This is a genomic window from Methanorbis rubei (assembly GCF_032714495.1).
Lineage (GTDB): Archaea > Halobacteriota > Methanomicrobia > Methanomicrobiales > Methanocorpusculaceae > Methanocorpusculum > Methanocorpusculum rubei.
The window spans coordinates 185804-205725 of sequence record NZ_JAWDKB010000002.1 but is presented as its reverse complement, the minus strand read 5'-3'; the positions used below and the strand labels follow the sequence as shown (position 1 = coordinate 205725).

The 19922-nt window shown below is 50.0% G+C and carries 21 protein-coding genes; 9 read left to right on the top strand and 12 right to left on the bottom strand.

The features are described from left to right. Positions 1-315: 315 nt before the first annotated feature. Both McpCs1_RS02965 and McpCs1_RS02960 read left to right on the top strand, forming a co-directional pair. Entirely contained in the window at positions 316-804 is a 489-nt protein-coding gene (locus tag McpCs1_RS02965) for a hypothetical protein (protein WP_338095769.1), read from the top strand. Positions 805-998: 194 nt separating this feature from the next. Next, positions 999-2087 carry a hypothetical protein gene (locus McpCs1_RS02960; protein ID WP_338095768.1) on the top strand — a complete coding sequence of 363 codons (1089 nt, stop codon included), beginning with the start codon at positions 999-1001 and terminating at the stop codon, positions 2085-2087. A 1-nt stretch (position 2088) separates the two neighbouring features. On the opposite strand, the gene McpCs1_RS02955 is transcribed toward McpCs1_RS02960, so the two are convergent. The 4 genes from McpCs1_RS02955 to fhcD form a co-directional block, all read right to left on the bottom strand. Beyond that, a complete protein-coding gene (locus tag McpCs1_RS02955; protein ID WP_338095767.1) occupies positions 2089-2649 on the bottom strand; it encodes a manganese efflux pump MntP in 561 nt (186 codons plus the stop codon). A 4-nt stretch (positions 2650-2653) separates the two neighbouring features. Then, positions 2654-2938, bottom strand: a complete 285-nt coding sequence (locus McpCs1_RS02950) for a DUF1894 domain-containing protein (RefSeq protein ID WP_338095766.1) — start codon at positions 2936-2938, stop codon at positions 2654-2656. Continuing rightward, positions 2917-3381 (bottom strand): DUF1890 family protein, encoded by a 465-nt coding sequence (locus McpCs1_RS02945; protein WP_338095765.1) that lies wholly within the window; start codon positions 3379-3381, stop codon positions 2917-2919. The genes McpCs1_RS02950 and McpCs1_RS02945 overlap by 22 nt, the downstream gene beginning before the upstream one ends. A 286-nt stretch (positions 3382-3667) precedes the next feature. Beyond that, entirely contained in the window at positions 3668-4552 is an 885-nt protein-coding gene (gene fhcD / locus McpCs1_RS02940; protein WP_338095764.1) for a formylmethanofuran--tetrahydromethanopterin N-formyltransferase, read from the bottom strand. 119 nt (positions 4553-4671) lie between these two features. Between fhcD and McpCs1_RS02935 the strand changes: the two genes are divergently transcribed. Both McpCs1_RS02935 and McpCs1_RS02930 read left to right on the top strand, forming a co-directional pair. Next, complete coding sequence (locus tag McpCs1_RS02935; RefSeq protein WP_338095763.1) at positions 4672-5559, top strand: PEGA domain-containing protein; 888 nt, start codon at positions 4672-4674, stop codon at positions 5557-5559. Between the two features lie 80 nt (positions 5560-5639). Next, positions 5640-6338: a PEGA domain-containing protein gene (locus tag McpCs1_RS02930; RefSeq protein ID WP_338095762.1), complete on the top strand. Its 699-nt coding sequence runs from the start codon at positions 5640-5642 to the stop codon at positions 6336-6338. Between the two features lie 219 nt (positions 6339-6557). On the opposite strand, the gene McpCs1_RS02925 is transcribed toward McpCs1_RS02930, so the two are convergent. The 3 genes from McpCs1_RS02925 to dph2 are packed head-to-tail and all read right to left on the bottom strand — an operon-like array spanning position 6558 to position 9293. After that, entirely contained in the window at positions 6558-7739 is a 1182-nt protein-coding gene (locus McpCs1_RS02925) for an MFS transporter (RefSeq protein WP_338095761.1), read from the bottom strand. Further along, positions 7736-8341: an METTL5 family protein gene (locus tag McpCs1_RS02920; RefSeq protein WP_338095760.1), complete on the bottom strand. Its 606-nt coding sequence runs from the start codon at positions 8339-8341 to the stop codon at positions 7736-7738. The genes McpCs1_RS02925 and McpCs1_RS02920 overlap by 4 nt, the downstream gene beginning before the upstream one ends. Before the next feature lie 4 nt (positions 8342-8345). Further along, complete coding sequence (dph2, locus tag McpCs1_RS02915) at positions 8346-9293, bottom strand: diphthamide biosynthesis enzyme Dph2 (RefSeq protein WP_338095759.1); 948 nt, start codon at positions 9291-9293, stop codon at positions 8346-8348. Positions 9294-9539: 246 nt separating this feature from the next. On the opposite strand from dph2, the gene carA reads away from it, so the two are divergent. Beyond that, positions 9540-10601, top strand: a complete 1062-nt coding sequence (gene carA / locus McpCs1_RS02910) for a glutamine-hydrolyzing carbamoyl-phosphate synthase small subunit (protein ID WP_338095758.1) — start codon at positions 9540-9542, stop codon at positions 10599-10601. After that, a complete protein-coding gene (gene carB / locus McpCs1_RS02905) occupies positions 10594-13758 on the top strand; it encodes a carbamoyl-phosphate synthase large subunit (RefSeq protein ID WP_338095757.1) in 3165 nt (1054 codons plus the stop codon). The genes carA and carB overlap by 8 nt, the downstream gene beginning before the upstream one ends. 39 nt (positions 13759-13797) lie before the next feature. Here carB and McpCs1_RS02900 read toward each other — a convergent pair whose 3' ends face one another. After that, positions 13798-14160: a winged helix-turn-helix transcriptional regulator gene (locus McpCs1_RS02900; RefSeq protein ID WP_338095756.1), complete on the bottom strand. Its 363-nt coding sequence runs from the start codon at positions 14158-14160 to the stop codon at positions 13798-13800. Between the two features lie 85 nt (positions 14161-14245). On the opposite strand from McpCs1_RS02900, the gene McpCs1_RS02895 reads away from it, so the two are divergent. Beyond that, positions 14246-14791 carry a flavodoxin family protein gene (locus tag McpCs1_RS02895; protein ID WP_338095755.1) on the top strand — a complete coding sequence of 182 codons (546 nt, stop codon included), beginning with the start codon at positions 14246-14248 and terminating at the stop codon, positions 14789-14791. 177 nt (positions 14792-14968) lie between these two features. On the opposite strand, the gene McpCs1_RS02890 is transcribed toward McpCs1_RS02895, so the two are convergent. Further along, positions 14969-15250 carry a Dabb family protein gene (locus McpCs1_RS02890; protein ID WP_338094658.1) on the bottom strand — a complete coding sequence of 94 codons (282 nt, stop codon included), beginning with the start codon at positions 15248-15250 and terminating at the stop codon, positions 14969-14971. 71 nt (positions 15251-15321) lie between these two features. Between McpCs1_RS02890 and McpCs1_RS02885 the strand changes: the two genes are divergently transcribed. Continuing rightward, complete coding sequence (locus McpCs1_RS02885) at positions 15322-16062, top strand: hypothetical protein (protein WP_338094657.1); 741 nt, start codon at positions 15322-15324, stop codon at positions 16060-16062. A 12-nt stretch (positions 16063-16074) separates the two neighbouring features. On the opposite strand, the gene McpCs1_RS02880 is transcribed toward McpCs1_RS02885, so the two are convergent. Further along, the gene (locus tag McpCs1_RS02880) at positions 16075-16374 is read right to left on the bottom strand and encodes a hypothetical protein (RefSeq protein ID WP_338095754.1); all 300 of its coding nucleotides are present in this window, start codon (positions 16372-16374) and stop codon (positions 16075-16077) included. Between the two features lie 822 nt (positions 16375-17196). Between McpCs1_RS02880 and hpt the strand changes: the two genes are divergently transcribed. After that, entirely contained in the window at positions 17197-17715 is a 519-nt protein-coding gene (gene hpt / locus McpCs1_RS02875; protein ID WP_338095753.1) for a hypoxanthine phosphoribosyltransferase, read from the top strand. Between the two features lie 228 nt (positions 17716-17943). On the opposite strand, the gene cofH is transcribed toward hpt, so the two are convergent. After that, positions 17944-19056, bottom strand: coding sequence for a 5-amino-6-(D-ribitylamino)uracil--L-tyrosine 4-hydroxyphenyl transferase CofH (gene cofH, locus McpCs1_RS02870; protein WP_338095752.1), 1113 nt, complete (start codon positions 19054-19056; stop codon positions 17944-17946). Then, positions 19053-19712 (bottom strand): signal peptidase I, encoded by a 660-nt coding sequence (locus tag McpCs1_RS02865; protein WP_338095751.1) that lies wholly within the window; start codon positions 19710-19712, stop codon positions 19053-19055. The genes cofH and McpCs1_RS02865 overlap by 4 nt, the downstream gene beginning before the upstream one ends. Between the last annotated feature and the right edge of the window lie 210 nt (positions 19713-19922).

Genomic DNA, 19922 nt, shown 5'->3' with positions numbered 1-19922 from the left:
TGAGTTTATGTTTTGTGTTTTTTCGTGTGGTTCGTGTTTAAAAATCATAATGGGAGTTGTGTTGAAAAATCATTTTTGACAGTCTCACTACTTCGCAGAATTACACCGCGTAAGTCCTATTTCAAAAAATATCCCGTGCATTCCGGCGCCGCAGGCGTTCTCCGTGCATTTTTGCGAAATTGCAATACATGTGATTTTATTTTTCTGTGAAACTCCGTGTAACTCAGTGCATTCCGTGGTTATTCCAGATATTTTTTTGGAACAAAACCGATTCCCAGCAAATCTTTATTCCTGCTCACATGCAACCATCCTTCTATGAAAATTTCGGTTGCCGCAGGAGTCATCGCAATCCTCGTCCTTACCGTCCTTTCGGCAGGATGCATCGGGGACCAGACGACCGACATCACGCTTGGCAACCAGTCGATTGGAAAAATTACCATAACGCCGGTCTACGAAAACATGTTTTCCAACAGTTCCATTCAGGATAAATTCAATGTTAAGCTCGAACTGTTCGGCATGGTGTTCTCCAAGGACGGCGTAACAAAAGCAGAGGCCGATGACATTGCCGCAGGAATTCTGAATCCTGAAGGCAGTCTCAACATGTCATTTGTGAATGACTCCGGACTTACAATGCCTGAGATCAACGACGAAAGCCAGAACCTCACCGCATTCATGGACAACATCTTCAACATGCCCTTAACCAACAGGGACAAAAATCAGACCATCAACGACATCGACTGGGACGGGGCGTTTGCTCGAATGCAGGAGTCGATGAACCGCACCAGTTCACTCTTAGGTCTGTAACACACTGCATTTTTTATTCGTATTTCTCCCACGGGTTTTGCCCATAAATTCGTTTATTGGCAAACAGTGTTCGGTATTGTTCATTGCTCCGTGGGAGGCAAGAATTAATAGACAACACCTGGGCGGCTCAAAAACACCAATGCAAATCTGGTCTATCAGATACTTAAATAATCTCAGACGGAAAAAGGACTGGTATGCATTATCGATACCTTCCTCTCCTCTGTGTAATACTCCTCCTTCTGGCAAGTCCTGCGGCGGCAGTAGTATATGATAACACCCTCACCGTATCTTTTTCCGGCTACGACGACTCGTCTCCGGTGCAGGTCTACCCGAACGGCTCAACCGTCATCATCCCGTACGGCAGCACGGTCTGGATCGGGGCAATCCAGTACCCGGGAGGAACCTGGGACACCACCGTTCCAAACCTCTACTTAATCAAACCATCAGGAAAAGAGATCGTCCAGCTGAACTTCGGTAACGTTCAGGGACTGTTCAGCATAACCTATCATGTTCCATCAGTCTACTACACAAACGGAGCCCCGCAGACAATCACTCTCCAGCTGAATGTAGGGGATGTCGGCGGCGACTCATATCAGGACTCAATTTATGCAAAACATCCAAACCAGTACACCCTCCTCTTCTCTGACGCGTATCCAATCATTCTCAATGGGGGAACCACAGCACAGTTCACGTTTGGAAATCCTTACGACGCACCCTACATCCGCCTCATCACGGTGACCACAAACGGTGCAGTCATTCCCCAGAACGCGGAAATTGTAATGATCCCGCAGAAATCTGCAAACCCGATACCGACTCCGGCCCAGCCCTACACCGCGCTCTACGACATGAAAGTCGAGAACATTCCAACCTCTTCGATCGAAGAGGTTGATTTCCTCTTCGGTGTACCGGTCGGTGTGGTAACTGACGCAGGTTTTGATCCAAGATATGACATTGAACTTCTCCGCTACACCAATGCATGGGAAAAACTTGAGACCTCCTATGTCTGGGAAGGGGAAGGACAGCAGGCGGGAATGGACTGGTATGCGGCAAAGTCTCCGGGATTTTCCTATTATGCCGTAGGTTTTGCAGAGAATGTGACAAAACTTCCGAGTGAGGTCTTTGGAACGCCAACACCAACCGCGACAGCTGAAGTTGTCACACAGCCGACAACCGTTCCGACCAGAACCGCGAGCGTGCCAACCCCTCCGCAGCAGTCCGCATCATTTGTGTTTGCAGGAATTTTTGCTGCGGCAGGAGTCGCGGCGATGCTCTGCCGCCGCTGAGTTACAGAATATTTTCCAGCAAAAACATACAGCCGATCAGAATCAGAATGACTCCGCCGAAGATCTCCATCTTGTTGCCGAAAACTCCTGCAAGTCTGCTGCCGACAAAAACTCCGACAACAGAAAACACAAACGTGACAATGCCGATGATGACCGCTGCGAGAAAAATTGCCTGGCCAAGCAGTGCATAACTCACACCGACTGCAAGTGCATCGATGCTTGTCGCAATCGCGAGGACAGCGAGAACTTTCCAGCCGGTGAGATCAATGCCGTCCTCTTCGCCTCCGAAGAGTGCGTCATAGATCATCTTTCCTCCGACAAATAAGAAGAGGAAGAAGACGATCCAGTACCCGTACGGGTCGATGAGGTTGGTGATCGGGACACCAATCACGTAGCCGATCAAAGGCATCGCAAACTGGAAAAATCCAAACAGAAGACCTGCGGTAAGAGCGGTCTTGGCAACATCTTTTTTCAGCGAGGCACCACCGGCAAGCGAGACGGAAAATGCATCCATCGCAAGGCCGACTGCGATCAAAAGAGTGGGGATGAGATATTCCAGCATGAATTTACCAGACCGGTTTGCCGTTTTTACGAACCATGTCCACGCCTTCCGGGTCTTCAACGACCACAACGAAGGTTCCGTGGCAGGGTTTTGTGTACCCGTAGATCAGTTTTTCGTCCTTGACGCCGACAATGACCGGTGGAATTCCCATCAAGGGTTTTTCGAGCAGTTTGAATCCGGGCGGGACTTCATACTTTTCAGTGCTGTTGCTTTTGATGATGTCTCTGGCTTCTTTGAAACTGCAGTTTTTCGCCAGAATCTCATAGTTCATATTTTCAAGGCAGCCCATTCCAGAACCTCGTCGATTTTTGCAAGAAGCGGTTTTGTGTTGTGTGTAACCGGTGCTACAACTTTTTCTGCCGGAAACTCAATCTCCTGAGAGAGATCGTAAGCATGTTCGCCAAACAGGATGGTTATCATAACTGATTTTGGCGCAAGAGCTGCGGCGGTTGCCGTGTAGGTAAGCCCGGCATCGTTGTGAATCAGGGAGATTATCAGCGGGTAGCTGACTTTACCGTCCGCGAGATCACTAATGGTCCGGTCAACGTCGCGGTACTCTTTGATGTAGTATTTTTTTGGATCACTTGCCGCGATCAGCTGTTTTGCCGACGGGTTTGCAGCGAGTACCAAAGTTTTGCCGAGATCGTTTATGAAATCAGCAATATAGAGAGCAATCGGCGACTGGACCGGAATCTGCGGGCACCCTAATAGGAGGAGCACTTCAGCGGTCATACGTGATTGTACTAGTGGTGCTTAGAAGGGATAAATATTGGTCTGTGGGTGGTTTTCTTCTCGAAGTAACCACGGAAAAACGGAACACACGGAAAATATATTTCGTTTTTGGAGAACATAAAAAAGAGATAAACATCCTCGGAAATTTTTCAGTGCATTCCGGCGCCGCAGGCAATCTCCGTGCATTTTTCCGTGAAACTCTGTAAAATTTCCGTGTGATCCGTGGTTACTCCAAACAAAGCCACCTACAGAAAATCCCGTACACAAAAAAAAATGAAAAAAATATTTAGATGCAGTCTTTGAGCTGGAACTTGAACGGGCCAAGGTTGCCGCCATAGTTTCCTGCGGTGATCTTAACGACACCCGGAACTCTGCATGCTGCCTGAACGCCTGCCTTCATTGCTGCATTTACGCTTGCCACATCGACACCGTCAATGACAATTTCGTAGACTGCCTTAACTCCTGCCGGAATCTCGGTGTCCTCGACCTTGGATGCGATGGATGGACAGAACTTTTCGTTGGTGGATGCGCCCATAAACTTGTACTTCTTGGAGCCGACCTTGGAACCTGAAGAGACAACGCCTCCCGGGAACGGAGTGATACAGCCGGGGACGTCAGCGATTGCGGTGACTGCTGCTTCTGCTGCAACAAGTGCAGACATCTGGGAGTCGCCCATGATCAGGAAGTTGCCGCCTGCGACACCTTTGATTGCACCGACTTCTTCCTCAATGATGAAGTCGCCACCCATGATTGGAATGGACCAGCACTGGATACCACCGACTTCGACTTTGGACTCATAGCCGTCGCCGAAGAAGTGGAGCTTGACTGGAATGATCTCTTCAGATCCTGCTTTACCGTTGAAGACTGCAGTGGTCGGAGCGGTCAGGACACACTCTGCGATGCGTTCAAGAACCTGTTCCTTGAGTGCCTTCTTGCCGCAGCAGATCAGGATTGAGTAACCCGGGCGGTGGTCCGGAGTCTCGGATGCCGAGAGGTACTTCTCAATGCCTGCTTCGCACGGACAGCCGATGGTGGAGGTTGCAAAACCGGTTGCTTCCGTTGCTGCCTTGTATGCCCATTCCTTCGATACTGCAGTGATTACGACACGGGCAACCCACACCGGGAAGCCTTCTGCATATGTGTCTTCGAGTATTACACCGTTGAATTCCATATGTTCACCAGTTTTAGTGATAGTATACCAATAGGACATCAAAGATAAATAGCATTTTCTTTCCATCTGATTTTGGCATCAGCATAACTTATATGCGTGACCGCGCTGCATAGACTGCTATGAGAAAATTCGTGATTGCAGCTCTGACTCTTCTGCTGATCCTCCTCGTATTCGTCCTCCCCGCGTCTGCGGCAGAGGGAGAAACAGGAGCACTCTCCGTGGTATCATCACCGTCCGGTGCTGATGTCTATGTGGGGGACACCTACGTTGGTCAGACCAACAATGCGTTTGTAAATATTTTGCAGGGAACCTACACGGTTCGTGTGGTAAAGGCAGGATATAATGTGTATGTGGTGGAAAATGTCTACATTCCCGGAGGGTCCAGTGCGAATACGGTTCCAATGTCGGCAGACTTGCAGAAGTCCGTGAACATGGGAGGGCTCATCGTTGACAGTACTCCAATGGGCGCTTCAGTCTACGTGGATGAGGTCTTTTGCGGGACGACACACTACGGTGGTCTGCAGATTGCGGATCTGATTCCAGGCACTCATACGATACGCTTTGAGCTTGCCGGATACAAACCCTACACGGTGACTGATTATAATACACCCGCAGGTTACGGAACTCCCCTGACCAATGTCAAACTCGTTCCCATCGCAACCCCGACGCCGACACCGACGTCTTCGGGACCGGCAACGACTGCTTCGATGTCACTCGATTCTTCGCCGTCCGGCTCAACGGTTTCCCTGAACAATGAGTTCCGCGGCTACACACCGCTCACGCTCTCAGGACTTTCACCCGGAAGCTACAGTGTGTTGATCAGTCATGACGGGTATATGGCCTGGCAGTCAACGATGACGGTTGCAGCAGGAGAGACGGTTATACAGACTGCGTATCTGAATCCTGCATCTGCTGCACCAACGCCGACCCAGTCTCCCACAGGAGTTGTGCCGATATTTGCCGGTGTGCTTGCAGCTGCTTGCTGCCTGATAATTTTCAGGCGCTAAATTTTTTTGATCAAATACTACTTATGCGGTCACGTCCACTATTTTTGTAATCACTCCTTTTTGGGAGATGGAGACGCCTCATGCTGAAACATCTGTGTATATTTTGTCTGATTGCTGCCTTCCTGCTGATCGTTCCGGTCGCAGCGGCAAATGCCTCGGTAATAGAAAACACGAACTTCATTACGGTGCAGTCCAGCCCGCCGTATGCGGATGTCTATATTGACGGTGCCTACAAAGGAAAAACTCCGGTGAGTGCACCTGACTATTATGAGGGACATTATGAGGTTCGCGTGGTTCTTGCCGGGTACGATGAGTACATTGTTCCTGATCTGTACGTGAAACCTCAGGGGTCAGGGGTTGGTTCGGTCACGGCAAATCTGATGAAGAACACTTCAGCGGCAGGCGTGATTGTGTACAGCGACCCTGACGGAGCAAGAGTGTATGTGGATGATGTGTATGCAGGAACTGTTCCGCCGCTCAAGGACGGAGGACTGCAGCTTGCCGGTTATGCTCCGGGCACCCATACGTTCAGGTTTGAGAAGGGCGGCTACAACACGGTGACGAAAAATAATTATGTGCTGAGTGCCGGAAACACGGAGACCATTCGTGCGACGCTCGGTAAAGCCGCAGCAACTGAGGTGCCGACTGTTGTTGTCACAACAGTTCCGACAACGGTGGCCACAACTTTTGCGCCGGCAGCACCAACCAAAGCTCCGGTACCGCTTGCAGGAGTACTGATCGGTCTTGCGGCAGCTGCTCTTCTTCTGAGAAGAAATTAATTTTTTTCAAAAAATATTTTCAAGAGAATTTTTTCTCATGAGGAGTTACGCGGTGATGAGTTTCATTGTTTAGGATTATTCTGTAGGTGGTCTCGTTTGGAGTAACCACGGAACACACGGAACACAGTCAAAGAATTCTTTTTTCTTATGCTATTTCACACCGCGTAACTCCAATTAAGAAAAAAATATTTTTCAAAAAAAATTTCCACAAAATATTCTCTACTTCGAGAGAACTTTTCTGTGGAAATATTTCATCGGATACGGCAGGGCAAGACAGCACACAACCGCGAGTCCCATCAGTGCAACCTGCCATGTCAAAGCGGTCGGCATACCGACGTTGTCGGCAAGAGCACCTATCACCACAATCGACACCGCACTCAGTGCCTGCGGAATGCCGATCACAATACCTGACGCAAACCCGACGCTGCCCGGCATCATCTCCTGCACGGTCGCGATCTCAATCGTTGCCGGAGCCATCAGGAAAAATCCTGCGGCGAGGAGTGACACAAGGGACAGGGGAGCAGGGAGCAGGAAAATTCCAAGGTAGGCGGGGATCGAGCAGGCATAAGAGATCAGAAGAATTTCCTTTCGACCGAACCGGTCTGAAGAAAATCCTGCGACAAGAGTCGCAATCATTCCTGCGTAAAACATACCGGTAACGAGCAGCGTTGCATAGAAGTAGGGGACGCCTGCATACGTGGTGAGGTAGACCGTTGCAAATGCCAGAAAACCGTAGTAGACCCATGTCCGCATCGAACTAATTCCAAGCATCATTCCTGCACGCCTCCATCCTGATTTGGTGCCCGAAGCTGTTGCATCAATCTCTCTTTTTACGAAAACCGGCTTTTGCGGAAATTTGAGGAGGAGGGCTGCCACAAGAATTCCAGGAATTATCAGATAGATGAGACCGGGGAGACCGGCCCACACCAGAAGTGCTCCGGCAACAAGCGGGGCTGCCCCGTACCCGAAACTGCCGCCTACCGAAAACAGGGACAGGAGAGTTCCGCGGTTTGCGGGGGTTGAGAACTGATAGATCTGCTGGTACGCATTCGGATGAAACATCGAGTTGCCGACTCCCGCAACGATCGCAAGAATCAGAAGAATCCAGTAGTTCTGGATGAATGCAAACATGCTGATGGCAACTGCGGTCATCAGCACTGACCAGCTGGCACCAATCGTCCACTTCCCGTTGTCCTGCAGCCAGCCGGCAAGTGGTTGGACCACTGCAAGCGTGAGCGTGATAACAGTTACCAGAAATCCTGCCATCGCGTACGAGGTGATTCCCTGCGAGGCAAAGATCGGGATCAGTACCGGCAGGCTCGCTGAAATAACCGGCAGGTAGAAGTCAACCGCTCCGTGCCCTGCGGCAAGGACGGAGATACGTTTTGCAAGTTCGTTCATTCTATCCTTTCCAGATGCACAATTTCAACAGGGATCTCCAGAGAGTCTTTGGTGTGGAATGCAAATTGCTTGGGGATTACAAGACTTGCAGCAATTTTTTCCACCATTCTGGCACGGCCTTTTGTGTAGGCTGAGAGAAACGGGATACTCCCTGCATTGAATATGCCGTAGCAGGTTGGGGCGATCGCGAGAGCTGTGTCGATGAACGGCCGGTCGGCATGTTCCTTTTGTGCGCCAAATGGCGGGTTCATCACGACAGTGTCGACGGTGACTTCAAGCGGAGCGGCTCCCCCAACACGGTGCTCGATGAATGTGATCTCAACATCGAACACCTCGGCATTTTCGCGGGCAATGGCAAGGGCTGCTGGATCAAAATCAACGGCGGTCACTTCAGCCCCGAGAAGGGCTGCACCGACAGCAAGCATGCCGGTTCCGCATCCAAGGTCGCAGACGCGGGCACCGTCGATGTCGCCGTTCATGTTTGCATGAAACAGCATGCGTGCCGCAAGCGTTGCGGGCGTCATGTACTGCTCGAATGATGCGTCAGGTCGGTCGAAGCCTTTGATCTTTTGAAGCTGTATCTCAAGTTGGCGGAGTTTCATATTTTTATTCTATCTCGTCAATTGCGTAGTCATCCCAGGACCGGAGCCCGAGCACAATTTCAAACTCAGCAGGCGAGAGCACAGGTACCGGAAACCTGCTCTGATCATCAAGCGCAAGCCGCGGGCATGCCGTGTTTACGTAGGCGTCAAAGCCGAGGTTACGCAGCTGCATCTCCGAGACCTCGCGGATGAGAATGATCGAGGCTTTGTCGGTGAGGCTTTCAAGATACTTTGCCAGATCTTTTCTGCACTGGCCGGATTTGGCGGAGAGCAGGATGCCGAAGTTTTGTGCAGACTTTGCTTTTTCAATCTGCACAAACCGTTTGCGCAGCAGTTTGTCGGCAGAGACCTCCTGCACGCCGCCTTCAGCGTAGGGGTCGAGGGCGAACGTCGGCTTTGCGGTTGCAAGTGAGACGCCGATTGCATGAAACACACCGGTTCCAATGAACAGATATGCGTCAGCGTCTGCGGATTTTGCGGATGCATACGTGCAGCCAAGCACCTGTCCTGCGAGTGGAGTGCGGGACGAGCCTGCGCCTGTTGTGGCACAGACACCGTGATCGTTCAGCCATCGAACGATCTCCTCGGTCTGGTGAGCGTGCTGAATCGTTGTCACGACACCAACTTTTCCAAAACTTGCGAGAGCCGGAACTACGGAGGCGAGAGTTTCCACATCGATGTCCTGATGAAAGGGAATATAGATCACATTTTCCTGATTCGTAACCGGCGTGTGACCGATGTGCACCAGTACATCAGCATCGGCAAGTGCATCAAGCGCGAGATCGCACGCGCCCCAACATGCATCGCCGGAGATAACAACCTCAAACCCTTCGGACCTGAGGGCTGCCGCAAGCATTGCGGTTCCCGGCTTCAGACCCTCCGGTAACTGAACAGCTACCCGCTTCGCATCTCGTGCATGAAGGTCATCGATCAGATCCGAAAGCGGAATCATACCAACCAACACCGCCGCTTCAGTGATTCAGACATGTGTAAGTAATTTTGACTGCCAAAAGAGAAACATCTATCGACTACATGCAGAATGCGCCCGGGAAAATATATTAATTCAGAGATCAATATTGAGAAAAATATCAAAAACATATATTTTTCAGAATACAATAGAAATTGTGAAAAATTCACAATAGCAATCATAGATTAATCTTATTATCCCTCGCAACCGACATGTAGATGGTACAAAATCATGAAGGCGGTCTTAGGACTTGAAGACGGAACTATCATTACCGGCAGCGGATTCGGCGTCGAAGGCGTTACAACCGGTGAAATGGTAGTCACCCTCGTATCCAACGGATACATGGAAGCCCTTAGTGACCCAAGCGTTGCCGGACAACTCCTGATGTTCGGTTACCCGCTTGTCGGAAACTATGGTGCGAACCCCGATCAGCTCCAGAGCAGCAAAGTACATGCAGCGGGCGCAGTTGTCCGCGAACTTTGCGAGTTCCCTAAGCACGAACCTACCCTGGCGCAGTACTTTGAGGAGAACGGGCTGATTGGAATCGAAGGAGTCGACACACGCATGCTCACCATCAAACTCAGAGAACATGGTGTCATGCGTGCCGCACTCCTTACCGGCTCTGACGACGGACACGAAGCGGTCCGACTCGCACAACACGCGCCGGTTCAGGAAACCCGCGAGCTCATCCAAAACGTCACCTGCAAAGAAACATATCATATCCCTGGCCCTGGAAAAAAGATTGCTGTGCTTGACCTTGGCTGCAGAAGATCCATCCTCCAGAGCCTGAATAATCGCGGGGCAGACCTCACCGTCTACCCGTACGGAACTCCGGCCGACGTAATCCTTGCCGGAAAACCGCAGGCACTCTTTGTCACAAACGGCCCCGGTTATCCGTTCGCCGCACCCAAAGCAATCGCAACGGTGAAAGATATTCTTGGAACCATTCCGGTGCAGGGCGTCTGCATGGGAACCGAGATCATTGCCTGCGCACTTGGCGGCGAAGTGGAGAAACTCAAGCTCGGCCACCGCGGTGCAAGCCAGCCGGTGAAATTTTCTGACGGCTCAGTTGCCGTCACCTTCCAGAGCCATGGCTACGCAGTACTCGGCGACAGCCTGCCGGAAGGATGCCAGGTATCCTGCGTCAACTTAAACGATAACTCAGTCGAGGGCTTTGTCAACAATGACCTCGGCGTCTACTGTGTGCAGTTCCACCCCGAACACGACGCTGTTCACGACGGAGCGGAAAAACCAATCTACGACATCATGTACAGAGGAATCCCAGATGCCTAAAAATCCAACACTCAAAAAAGTCCTCTTAATTGGTTCCGGACCGATTCAGATCGGACAGGCGGCAGAGTTCGACTACGCAGGAAGCCAGGCATGTAAAGCCGTCCGCGAAGAAGGCATCGAGGTCGTACTGGTCAACTCCAACCCGGCAACAATTCAGACCGACCCGGAAACCGCGGACAAAGTATATGTTGAGCCGCTGAAGGCCGAGATCATCGCCGAGATCATCAAGAAGGAAAAGCCGGACGGAATTCTTTCCGGCATGGGTGGCCAGACCGGTCTCAACCTTACCGCTGAGCTCTACGAGATGGGGGCTCTCGAAGGTGTCCAGATTCTTGGAACACCGCTTGAAGCAATTTATCACGGCGAAGACCGTGAGATGTTCAAGAACCTCATGGTCGAGATCGGTGAACCGGTCCCGCGAAGTTTCATCTTAACCAAGATGGAACAGCTCGAAGAAGCATTCGCAGTCGTCGGTCTTCCGGCAATCATCCGTCCCGCATACACCCTTGGCGGCAGCGGCGGAGGAGTTGCCGAGACCAAAGAGGAGCTCAGAAAAATTGTTGAACACGGCCTTACCAAGTCCCGTGTCCACCAGGTTTTGATCGAAGAGTCGGTCAAAGGCTGGAACGAGATCGAGTTCGAGGTCATGCGTGACGCAGCCGACACCTGTATCATCATCTGCGGAATGGAAAATGTTGACCCGATGGGTGTACACACCGGCGAGTCTGTCGTAGTCGCACCAATCCTCACGCTGACCGCTGATCAGTTCGGCATCATGCGCAGAGCTGCGATCAAGATCATCAGATCCCTGAACATTCAGGGAGGATGCAACGTCCAGTTCGCATTCAGAAACGGCGACTACCGGATCATCGAAGTAAACCCGCGTGTCTCGCGGTCCTCAGCACTCGCATCAAAAGCAACCGGCTACCCGATTGCGCGGGTTGCCGCAAAAATTGCGATCGGTATGCGGCTTGATGAGATCACCAACACCGTTACCGGCACAACCCCTGCATGCTTTGAGCCGGCAGTCGATTATGTCGTGGTCAAAGTTGCACGCTGGCCGTTTGACAAGTTCAAGACTGCTGACCGAACTCTCACCACGGCGATGAAAAGTACGGGCGAGGTCATGGCAATCGGCAGAACGGTTGAGGAAGGATTCAAGAAGGCGCTTCGCTCACTTGACACCGACATCTACCACCACACCGACATCAACGAGATCAAAATGATCCTCTCGCGCCCGACCGACGAACGGTTCCCGACACTGTTCGATGCGTTCCGGCTTGGCATGACGATCGATGAGGTTCACCAGCTGACCCAGATCGAACCGTTCTTCCTTGAAAAAATCCAGCATGTCGTTGACATCGAACTTGAACTGCGCGAACACCCGACCGAAGAGCTGGTCAAGACCGCGAAAAAATTCGGGTTCTCGAACGCCGAGCTTCGCGAACTTACCGGATGGAACATCTATAAGATCGAAAGCCTCGTCGGTCTCCCGACCTACAAGATGGTGGACACCTGCGCAGCAGAGTTCCCGGCAAAGACGCCGTACTACTACTCCACCTGGGAGCAGGAGTGCGAACTGCGTGACTCGCCGAAGAAGAAGGTGCTCATTCTTGGTTCCGGTGCGATTCGTATCGGTCAGGGTATTGAGTTCGATTACTGTACAGTGCATGCAGTCAAGTCGCTGCGTGAAGAAGGCATCGAGGTCCACATTCTCAACAATAATCCTGAGACCGTCTCAACAGACTTCGACACTTCTGACCGGCTCTACTTTGAACCGATGCAGCTTGAAGACGTGGTCAACATTCTCAGGAAAGGAGACTACGACGGCGTGATGGTGCAGTTTGGCGGACAGAACTCGGTGAACCTTGCCATTCCGATTCAGGAAGAGATCAAGCTGTTCGGTCTGAAGACAAAGATTCTTGGAACCAGCCCTGACAACATGGATGTTGCAGAGGACAGAAACCGGTTCAGTGTTCTCCTCGAAAAAGACGGCATCCCATCGCCTGCGAACGGTTCCGCATACTCGGAGAAAGAAGCGTACGAAATTGCAAAGCGGATCGGCTACCCGGTTCTCGTCCGCCCGAGCTATGTTCTCGGCGGCCGTGCAATGGAGCTCGTCCACGATGAGCTTGAGCTGCAGACCTACATCAAGGAAGCGGTCAGAGTGTCAAACACCCATCCGGTGCTGATCGACAGATACCTCGACAATGCAACCGAGCTTGATGTGGACGCGGTCAGTGACGGAACAGATGTTCTGATTGGAGGGCTGATGGAACACATCGAAGAGGCCGGCGTTCACTCAGGTGACTCGGCTTGTGTGATTCCGACCCAGACCTTAACGCAGGAACAGATCGATACCGTGAAGGATTACACGAGAAAGATCGCACTCTCGCTTGGTGTTGTTGGTCTTATCAACATCCAGTACGCTCTGCACAAGGGAACGATCTATGTTCTTGAGGCAAATCCGCGTGCCAGCCGAACGGTTCCGTTCGTGGCAAAGGCAACCGGTCTTCCGCTTGCAAAGATTGCAGCAAAGGTGATGCTTGGCAAGAAGCTTGCTGATATGCCGTATCAGGAAAAAGAGATCAAGCATGTTGCGGTCAAAGAAGTTCTCCTGCCGTTCTCCCGACTGCCGGGTGTTGATCCGATTCTCGGTCCAGAGATGAAGAGTACGGGTGAGGTCATCGGTATCGATTATGACTTCGGCCGCGCTTTCTACAAGGCAAGTCAGGCAGCAGACAACAAACTTCCTCTGAAAGGAAAGGTGTTCATCTCAGTAACCAATCAGCAGAAGAATGAGATTCTGCCGATCGTGAAGAAGCTCGCCGACCTCGGGTTCTCGCTCTACGGAACTGATGGAACGGTCAAGTTCATGGATCAGCAGGGCATCAAGATGAATCTGGTCAGAAAAGTGCAGGAGGGTTCGCCGAACATCATCGATATGATCCGTGCGGCTGATATTGATCTGATCATTAATACACCGGGCGACAAAATTGCACGGGCTGATCACTTCCATATCATGCGGGCGACGATCGATTACAGCATCCCCTACATCACAACCATCTTCGGGGCAGAGGCAGCAGCACTTGCGATCGAGTCGATGAAGACGAATACGATCACGATCGAACCGCTCAGCCACTACCACGCTGAGTAAGAAAAAAATATTTTTTTTATTTTTATTTTTTTTGTGCAGCTACGCGCTGCCGGATATTTTTTCTTCGCCCTCTTCAGGATGAAGATGAGTGCAGCTCCATTTTGCAAGTTCATCCAGTACCGGCATGAAATTTTGTCCCAGTTCGGTGAGAGAGTACTCAACTTTTGGAGGAATTTCCGGATAGACGTAGCGGGAAATAATTCCCGCAGCTTCAAGTTCCCGCAGCTGTTTTGAGAGCATGGCCTGAGTGATGCCGGGAGTTTCGCGGTACAGGTCGCTGAATCGTTTGGTGCCTTGGCTCAACAGATACAGAAGATATATCTTCCATTTTCCGCTGATGATCTTTTGTGCACGAAATATCGGACAGGTAACAGAAGGGATGATTTTCTTCTCAGATTTCATAGAGACGGAATAACTATTCTTTTAGATAGTATATAGTATTTTCAGCGGTATGTAATTTATTTCATATACTCGCAAAGTATGTGGTATGAATGTAATAGGGATTGCGGCGAGTCCGCGAAAAAATGGAAACAGCCAAAAACTTGTCGAGTATATTCTTGCCGGCGCAGAGGAGAATGGTGCGGATACGGAGCTGATCTGTCTGAGTGATCGAACAATTGGTCCATGTCTTGCCTGCGACCGCTGTAAGAACGGCAGCACAACCTGTGTACAGCAGGATGGAATGACTGAGATTTATGAAAAAATCCAAAAGGCTGATGCCATTGTGTTTGGTTCCCCCGTCTATTTCGGTCGGTTGAATGCCCAGTCATATCTGATGCTGGATCGGTTGTACGCACTAATAGGAACAGACTGCCTTTCCGGCAAAAAAATTTCACTGGTGCTGACCTGTCGTGGAAGCGGCGAGGAGACCATTCTCCCTATCAATGCATATCTCAAAATGATAGCCGGATTTTTCGGATGCTCTGATGGCGGTCTTGTCTGGCAGAATCAGCTTGATGCGATAACGGATCTGGAAAAGTTTCCGGAAAAAATTGCGGAGGCAAAAGAGTTCGGCAGAAATCTCTCTGCCTGAACATTTTTTCACCGGCTGCACTCTCACAAAAATTTTTAGTGATTTTTTTCTGAAAAATGTAGACGGGTTAGTGGTAAGTGGGTTTTACTTGGAAAAATCAACCACAGATTCACACCGCGGAACTCCTATTTTGAAAAAAATATAAAAAAATAGTTGGTATAATAGAGAGAGTTTCATCTATTTTTCATAGCATACTGATGCTGATGTTTCCACTACGCCTGCGATGTACTTGGATACTTCGACATGGAAAGGGTGAATCAGGTATGCGTTCATGTCTTCGATTGAGGAGAAGTGCGTGACTAAGAGAATGTCATATGCAGACGGGCCTGGGCGGATGTTTTTTTCGACCTGAACGTCACGCAGAACGTCGATATTTCCTTTCATGCTGAGAAGTGTTGATTTTGCCTGGTCGATGTTTTTCTGGTCTTTGAGTTTGATGAGCAGGGTGTTGGTTATCATTTTTGAACCTCTATATTTTTCGTGTTAGAAGCGGTATTTCTAACAGTCGACTGCTCATAAGTAGGTTGTCTATGCTTATCAAAGACTACTATAATCACGATTATGCCAAAATGCTGGCAGATAGAATCTCCGAAAGGTACGAGGCTCTGGATAGGGACGGGTTTGTTGCTGATGTTACGGCGGCGGTGGAGGGAAAGGAGTACACCCAGCGGATGTATGCTATTGTGGAGGTGTTTGACCGCTACCTGCCTGAGTATCCGGAAACCATCAAATTGTTTGGAGAGATGTTAGGGCCGAAGCTGTCCTCAATTGGAGATATGTATTCTGAGGGGATGTGGCTTGCTCCGATTGGGAAGTATGTAGAAGCTCACTGCGTTGAGTATCCGGAACATTTTACTGCGTCGGTTATGTTTGTTAAGGAGCTTACGAAAAGGCATACCGGGGAGTTTGCGATGCGGCCGCTGATTGTGGCGTATCCGAAAAAGAGTATGACGGTTTTGAGACGGTGGAGTCTGGAAAAGAATGTGTTTGTGAGGCGGTTATCGAGCGAGTGTATGCGGGTGAGTCTGCCGTGGGCGAAGAAGATGACGGCGGCGGTGGAGCAGTTTGATCTCTATGTGGAGATTTTGAGCAATTTGCGTTATGATGAGGATACGTATGTTCAGCGGACGGTTGCGAATAATCTGAATGATCTGTATAAGTATGATTCTGAGAAGGCGCAGTTTATTGTGGATGCCTGGATGAGGAATAATCCAACAAAGGCGACGTTGTGGATTATTCATCATGGGAGTCGGAGCTTGCGAAAGAAATAGTTCGGGAGTTTTTTACTCCCGATCTTCATCGGCGTTTGGCCTGTTTGGTGTCTTACTCCTTATCTTCATCAGCAGTTGTCCGATGAATTGGATCGAGCCATCTGTCATCGCACGCCGTTCCGTCGTGCTCGGCTCCTCACTTCGTGAGTCGCCATTCCATGCATAAATGTGGCCTGCGAGGATGAGAACGGCTCCGGCAATGCCTTGAGCGGCAATACTGATGACAAGAATGGTGGGTGATGACCGCCCTGCTTCGATTCTAATGTGGGCTGCTTCCACCCGGAAACCGGGCGGGACAGCCCACAGAATCAAACCGACTCGGACTCACTCGCTTCGCTCGATGGCAGTGGTAAAATGGGAAAATGAGTTTTGTAAATAGGAGTTCCGCGGTGTAATTCTGCAAGGTAGTGAGAGGGCTGAAACATGAAATTGGTGATAAGTCTAATTCTTCAATAGGATGCTGCATTACACCGCGGAACTCCTATTGGAAAAAAATCAATTGCGTGATGAAGAAAAAAACACGAGTCGCATACCTTCGGCCTGCAATTTGTGTAATCTACTTCAGCAACACTCAGAAAATATTTCTGCGACAATTTTTTTTGAATAGGAGTTACGCGGTGTGGTTTTGCTTGGAACAACCACGTATCGCATGCCTTTGGCCTGCTCACCGCTTCGCGGGAAAGCACGGAAATATCACGGAGCTTCACGGAAAATCGCATACCTTTGGTCTACTCACCGCTTCGCACGCCATTCCGTCGTGCTCACTGCTTCGCAGCTTCGCGGGAATGCACGGAGAACACCTGCGGTGCCGGAATGCACGGAAAGATTTCCGAGACAATTTATTCCCTTTTACTCTCTCAAAATATGAAAAATATATTCCGTGCATTCCGGCGCCGCAGGCGTTCTCCGTGCATTTTTATTTTTCCGTGAAACTCTGTGATATTTCCGTGCATTCCGTGGTTACTCCGAGTGAGGTCAAGGACAGAAAAATCTCAAACGATGAAACTCATCACCGCGTAAGTCCTATTGAAAAAAATTTCCAAGACGAAACTCACTAAATCTTTTTTTGGTATCACACATTTTTTTCACCGGCAGAGTTATTGGCGGATTTGTGCAATAGATTAGCAGAGTTGTATGGCGGATACTATCGACGTTTTGATTCCTGAGGAAAAAATCAATGCACGCATCAAGGAACTGGCAGAGAGAATCGACTGCGATTACGCAGGAAAAGAGATCATATTTCTCTGCACTCTGAAAGGTGCCTGCTTCTTTGCCTGCGAGCTTGCAAAACGCATGACTCTTCCGGTGTTTATGGAGTTCATTCAGGCAAAAAGTTATGAGGGAAAAAACTCGACCGGAAATCTGGTGATGAAGCTGGATGTGCCAGAAGAGGCAATAGCCGGAAAGCATGTGATAATTGTTGAGGATGTGATTGATACCGGCAGGACACTCAGCCATGTAAAGCAGCTGATTCTTTCACGGCACCCTGCATCCCTTGCGGTCTGTTCTCTTTTGGACAAGCATGAGTGCCGGGTTGTTCCCTTCGAAGGAGACTACATCGGATTCACTATCGGCGATGATTTTGTTGTGGGATACGGGCTTGACTGGGATCAGAAGTACCGGAACCTGCCGTACGTGGGCATCGTACGATAATTTTCATTTTTTCAGAAAAAAAGGAAACACGAATCGCATGCCTTCGGCCTGCTCACCGCTTCGCGGAATACGGCGAATAAAAAATCGCCAATGGCGATTTTTAAGGGATTACTAAAGTTATTTATTTTTGAACAGATCTATTCGTTCAGAGAAACGTGGATAATTTATTTATTTTGAAAAATCGCCATTGGCGATTTTTTATTCGCGTTATTCGCGTTTTGAAAAAAATTATTCGAGAATATGATACAGCGTATCCCTTCGTGCAAGCGTTCTGCCGATGTCGCTGCACAGATACCGCATATCATTTGGATCAAAGAAATCAGACTCCTCCCCTGCACCCGCAGTTCTTGACAAAGAGTCCACAAACATCGTACCGCCAACATCATTACCTCCTGCCATAAGACCGACCTGCGTCATCTTCTGTCCGATCTTTGACCAGGGCACCTGAATGTTTCTCATATTATCCAGGAACAGACGCGAGACCGCAACAAGCAGAATGTCCTCGCGACCTGTGGCACCATAGACAACTTTGCCGTTTCGTGCGAGCGGTGTGTTATGATGCAGGAATGAAAGCGGCACAAGTTCGGTGAACACGTTCGTCTCATCCTGCAGAGAACGAATGATCGAAAGATGAGCTGCACGTTCCGTGGGGTTTTCCACCGAGCCGTACATGATCGTGGACGTTGCCTGAAAGCCGAGATCATGTGCCTCGCGAATAATTCTCACCCACTCGGCTGACGAAATTTTTTTCTCACAGATAACCTCGCGAACAGAGTCCACGAGAATTTCAGCAGCAGTCCCCTGCACTGAGCCGAGACCTGCTGCCTTCAGACGGGCCAGCGCCTCTTTGGTTGTAAGCCCGCTCTGCCGTGCGGCGAACGAAATCTCATCAGGACTGCATCCATGTACATGCACGTCTTTGATCTCTTCGCACAGCGTACGAATCATCGACTCGTAGCTTTCGATGGTGAACGAGGGATGAACGCCTGCAAGATAGCAGACCTCGGTGACATTTTTGCTCGCAGCGTCGCGGGCATGCTCGCGGAACTCTTCGTCCGTGAAACAGAATGCATCAGGGTCGGTTGATTTTCTGCCGAACGCACAAAAGCCGCACCGGTTTTTGCAGATGTTTGTTACATGCAGATTCATGTTGCGGACGTACGTCACGACATCGCCGGCCATCTCCTCGCGGCGTTCGTCAGCGGCTGATGCCACTTTCCACACATCGCGGCCGGTAAGCCGGAAGAGAGCGGCGGCATCAGACTCGCTTATGCGGCTACCGGCTTTGGCATCGTCAAGAATTCTGTGCAGATCTGCGTTGGTCAGTCGTGAGGCGGTCATTTCTTACTCTTTTTCTGAGGCTTCTTTGCATCTTGCTTTACTTTTTCTTTTCTGCGGCTGTAAAGTTCCCACGCGATCAGAAGAATGATCACAACAACAGCAAACTCCCAGATGTGCAGCGGCAGATATCCCACCAGCGGAATGGCAAACAATGCTTTGCCGACAACCCACTCATCCTTCACCGGCTGCATTCTCCCGACTGTAGTAAAGCTTCCATTCTGATCGATTATCGAATTATTATCTCCTTTGGTGATGTACCCACCATTCGCAAGACCTGCTTCAAGAGCTGTTGACTCATTGATCTCTCCGAGCGCACGATGAATAATAGGCGTCACCTGTGAGTTGCCGTTCGGCTGATAGATAATGACGTCGCCGTAACCGCCAAAGGAGGTGACATTTGCAGCCTGTGCTTCAACCGAGGTCATCAAAGGGCCGAACCGGTTTTCTTCAACGACAAATATCAGATCGCCGACATTCATGTTCGGCACCATGCTGCCTGACTCAACAGCAACGATCGCCGGCCATGTTCCTGATACGCCAAATAATACTGCGCCAATAACGGCAACAATGATGATGACCGACAAGATGTCGCGAACGAGACTGATCTTCGGATCATCTGACTTCAGCTTCTCCAACAGCGAGGGCTTTGATGACATAATGCTGTATCTAACTAAGTCCTCACCGGTATAGAAGTTTCTCTTTTTCAGGGTCTTTGTATTTTTGTCGTAGCTCCGTCCACGGAAAAGCGGAACACACTGAAATATCGCGGAAAAACATCACGGAGCAGACGTGAACAGCACGGAAATGAATCGTTTTTGAAATAATAGGAGTTACGCGGTGATGAATTTCATTGTTTGGGATTTTTC